The sequence below is a fragment of the Shewanella surugensis genome (assembly GCF_023284005.1).
Lineage (GTDB): Bacteria > Pseudomonadota > Gammaproteobacteria > Enterobacterales > Shewanellaceae > Shewanella > Shewanella surugensis.
On the sequence record NZ_JAKIKS010000218.1, the window covers coordinates 1 to 4,258 of the forward strand.

6 protein-coding genes are annotated in these 4,258 nt (G+C 37.8%); 2 read left to right on the top strand and 4 right to left on the bottom strand.

Annotated elements, in window-relative coordinates; genetic code table 11:
• Window positions 1–84: 84 nt before the first annotated feature.
• The 4 genes from L2764_RS25890 to L2764_RS25905 form a co-directional block, all read right to left on the bottom strand.
• The gene (locus L2764_RS25890) at window positions 85–462 is read right to left on the bottom strand and encodes a hypothetical protein (RefSeq protein WP_248943233.1); all 378 of its coding nucleotides are present in this window, start codon (window positions 460–462) and stop codon (window positions 85–87) included.
• A gap of 32 nt (window positions 463–494) precedes the next feature.
• The gene (locus L2764_RS25895) at window positions 495–773 is read right to left on the bottom strand and encodes an MFS transporter (RefSeq protein ID WP_248943234.1); all 279 of its coding nucleotides are present in this window, start codon (window positions 771–773) and stop codon (window positions 495–497) included.
• Between the two features lie 55 nt (window positions 774–828).
• Complete coding sequence (locus L2764_RS25900) at window positions 829–1,038, bottom strand: MFS transporter (RefSeq protein ID WP_248943235.1); 210 nt, start codon at window positions 1,036–1,038, stop codon at window positions 829–831.
• 236 nt (window positions 1,039–1,274) lie between these two features.
• Window positions 1,275–2,525, bottom strand: coding sequence for an MFS transporter (locus L2764_RS25905; protein ID WP_248943236.1), 1,251 nt, complete (start codon window positions 2,523–2,525; stop codon window positions 1,275–1,277).
• A 101-nt stretch (window positions 2,526–2,626) separates the two neighbouring features.
• Here L2764_RS25905 and L2764_RS25910 point away from each other — a divergent pair, with 101 nt between their 5' ends.
• Together L2764_RS25910 and L2764_RS25915 are read left to right on the top strand one after the other, a co-directional pair.
• Complete coding sequence (locus L2764_RS25910) at window positions 2,627–3,496, top strand: SMP-30/gluconolactonase/LRE family protein (protein WP_248943237.1); 870 nt, start codon at window positions 2,627–2,629, stop codon at window positions 3,494–3,496.
• Between the two features lie 235 nt (window positions 3,497–3,731).
• A complete protein-coding gene (locus L2764_RS25915; protein WP_248943238.1) occupies window positions 3,732–4,091 on the top strand; it encodes a CesT family type III secretion system chaperone in 360 nt (119 codons plus the stop codon).
• Window positions 4,092–4,258 lie beyond the last annotated feature (167 nt).

Genomic DNA, 4,258 nt, shown 5'->3' on the forward strand with positions numbered 1-4,258 from the left:
AAGGTGTTCGATCAGGGTCATTGGGTTACCTCTCAGAAAGTGAGGTGCGATTAGATCACAGTAATTCAGCAGATTCAATCTTTGTTAACAAAGTGCGATCCCGCCCTGGCCTACAATGGCAATAACCGCATTGGCAATACAAAAAGTCACAGTCAATAGCCCCATCAAGGCACCATTACCCACATCTTTATTAAGCTCAAAGGCATAAACAGGTAACAAACCATTATAGATAGTAATAAATATCCCTGTTAACCCAAAAATAAAGATCATCAAATTGCCAGAAAATAATGGCAGTATTCCCATAAAGAAAACACTTAACACCATTGCCGTGATTAAGGTGGAGATGATACCAAAAAGCCGCTTGAGCTTCGTCACCATAAAAACACTGGCCAACATCATACTCAATGTCATTATCGCCGTTGTTTCACCAATCATGCTGGGTAAGTAATCTCTTTCCGTCATCAACCACACTGGATAGAACTCATAGAATGCATTCAAACCAAGACAGAAAAAAACTGCAAAACAAAGAGGTTAAGTATGTTTGGATGACTTAATAACGTCAGTGAATTATTCGACTTGAACAAACTCAAAAAAGATTGTTCATTGCTTACCTTGTGAGTTTCCTTTATCACCGTAGCTACAAAAATCATGCAAAGAAAGACAGCGACGGCCGCGACCTGAAATGCCATCGCAGCACCATATTGAGCTAAATAACCTCCAGCCAATGGACCGACTAGCCAGCCAAAGAATGAAGCGGCAGCAATGAGTGACATAGCACGCGTTTTATCGATGCTCTTGCAATCGATAAATTCCCCTCACATAACCCCGTCATAAAACGTGCAAAGATAAATAATTTTCAGATACAATGGCATAAGCGGTAACAATATAACCAAAAACACTCATGAAAAGCGTATAAATCAACAGTTTTTTACGTCCATAACTATCCGATAACGCCCCAATAACAGAGCCACCAATAAAAATACCTAATGGATAAATGGCTAATGAGAAACCCAGTAACAGCTCCGGAGGCATCGACATAAATTGATTCAATCCATTAGCCATTCACCCATAAATAAGGGTGCCAAAATCGGATAAGGTAGCGCAATGCCCGCAGTGCTTAATACTGTGACTAATAATACTGAGGCAAAAACCAGATAGCGTTCATCAGATAACGTCCATGATAATATTTTCTGACAGAGTAATCCTCCCACACAGTTAAGTAAAGTTTTTCACTTACTTAACTACTGGTGTTAAAGCGAAGCTAAAAACAAGCCTTAATAAGCGACAAACATGGGTTTTTCCTTTTGCCACAAAATAGGGGAAACTAGCAATAAGGTGATAGCGTAGACAACCCAAATAAAGATCCGCTCATCTAGGGGATCATGATAAAAAAACCAATTAAAAACAAAAGTAAAACAAAGAGGGAGTAAGGTAAACATATTTAATCCAGCGCTAATACCGGCATTTAAATGATGCCCACTCAGTTCCTCATATAAACGAAATATTAATAAAGCATAAGCCGATAAAAAACCTAAAAGAAAATAATTAATACCACTTAATAAAAAACTGCTAAGCAAATATTCATTAAAAAATAAATTACAGGAGTAGACTAAAAAAGACAGTAACACAGCAAAGAAAAATAGTTTTTTAGTTGAAAATAAACTATTGCTTACACCTAACGTTAAGCAACTCAACATATACCCAGTAATTGCGACATCATTTAATGATATGCTATCAATATAATTGATATGATATAATTTCTGAATATATATAGGCCCATAAACTAGGACATGCAATGAGAAGTGAATATAAAAAATTCCCGTTACAAACAATACATACCAAAACCAGCGGTTCGATAGGGCAAACTTTAATTGTATCATAGCATGCTGCTGATTCCTCTTACTGTGCCTTTTACTTATCAAGTAGGCTGGATGACACTTATGCAATCTAAAAATAAAATAGAGTAAACAAAGTAGAATTAAAAAAATGGCAAACATAATCGTTTGCTGCCGCCAATCAAGTAATGTTGATACATGCAGGGTCAAAAAAGGAGAAGCGGCTAATGAAAAAGAAAATATCAGCTCAGCAAACCCCACTAACATGCTGAGATATTTTCTGTGAAAATAAAGTTTGGCCACCATGATCGCCAATAAAAACGTAAAACTGGATGCGATCCCCATCAAAACTCTAGAAATCAAAAAAAGAAATACACTAGAAGATACAGCGAAAAGTACTAAGCTACTCGATAAAAGCACAGTTGAAATGAAGATGCTCCAATGAACGCCAATCCGATCAATTAATAATCCCGCAGGAATAAGCGATATGCTATATGCGGCTAAATAAACAACGGAAAGCATTACAGCATCACTCACAGATAAGGGAAATGTATGTTGGTAAACCTCACTTAAAGAAGTTGAATATGGGATCAACCCTGAATAGACGCCAACCAAACAAAGGCTAACAGCAAAAATAAGTAAAGCATCTAAGACAGAACGATGCGGTACTACTAAGCCAAAATTTAACATGGATCACCCTTCACAAATATAGTGTCTAAAGAGTATAGAAAATGAACAAACCATATTTGAACTATTCTTTAATCACTAGCCAAAAATAGAATCGTTAACGAATGAGAACTATTGATATTGAATTAAACACAAAAGCCGCATTAGGTGAATGTCCGAGGTGGGATGAAAAAACACAAGTCTTGTATTGGACGGATATCAACCGCTGCCAGCTACATCGTTTCGATCCTATCTCTAAAAAAGATGAGCACCTTACCTTCAAGGAAGAAATAGGTTGCTTCAGCTTACGGCCCTTTGGCGGCTTTGTTCTAGCTATGAGAAGTGGTTTTTATTTAACGAGTGGCTGGCATACTCAAGTCGAAAAAATTTGCGATCCAGAAATGCATCTCAAACATAATCGATTAAATGATGGTCGCTGTGATGCTGCAGGGCGTTTCATCTGCGGCTCTTACTATCCGCCCAAAGATGATAGTGCCGCTAATTTATGGCAACTGAATACCCATCTTGAAGCCAATCTCATCTTTGATAACCTACTCACCGTTAATGGCATTGGATTTAGTCCAGATAATAATACCCTTTATTACTCTAATAGCCCAAAGCACACAATTTACCGCTGCGACTATAATATCAAAACAGGATCCGTATCCAATCGCACCGTCTTTCATGAGTTTCCTCATGGGCAGGGTCGCCCAGATGGCTGCGCTATCGATATCGACGGCAATTACTGGAGCGCACTATTTGAAGGCGGGCGTATCGTAAAACTTGACCCTCAAGGCAATATAATCGAAGCAATCACCACCCCAGTGCATTGCCCTTCTATGGTGGCCTTTGGTGGAGCAGATCTAAAAACCCTGTTTATTACTAGCGCAGGCGAAAGACCTGAAACAGAGCTAGTAAAATATCCAGATTCAGGTTGTCTTTTTAAAATGCGAGTCGACACACCCGGTATGATAGAGCATCGGTTTTTTAAATAACCGATCCCTAGATAAAATCACTCAAGTTATAGGACATTATACATCCCATCTTTTATGCTAATCCCCCCACACAACCTCTTCAAACTCGACGTAAACATAATAAAACAAAGATGAATAAAAATGATAGTTTTTTATTTTTTCAGAAGATTAACTTTAGTTAATCAAATGTAAAGTAATGATAGATACAGCTTTAATCATTACCCTCTTAAATTAATTGGCATCAATAGGTCTCGTCATGAAACATGAATCCACTTCAATGCAGCAACTGATCTCCAATTGGCTTTCACAAATAGGTGATGTTATTGGAATCAAACTTGAATTAAGACCCGACGGTCACGCTGAATTAATCTGCAGTGAAAATACCTGTATAACAATAGAAACCGATCCCGAACGCGGATATGTCTATTTTTATTCTAAAATAATCGAACTGCCAAAAGGTGCTAAAGAGAGAGAACCATATTATCGTCATGCACTTGAATTAAACGCTTTTTCATTTTCTTTAGGCGGAGCTTCAATATCTTTAGACCCAAGATCTAATTCCATCGTGCTAACTTTCATGGAAACAATTAAAGAAATGAATGCTGATCAATTGTAACCGTTCACCAGGCCCCTATTGACAATAAATACCGCGATCTTATTAAGATCGCAATGACCACTTGAACGATCGTTTTTTGGTGTCATCATGCTGACATGAAAAAGAAAAAACAATTCGAGCAAGAGCCGCCTTCGATTGATAATATCAGCGAAGCCAACCTGTTTATC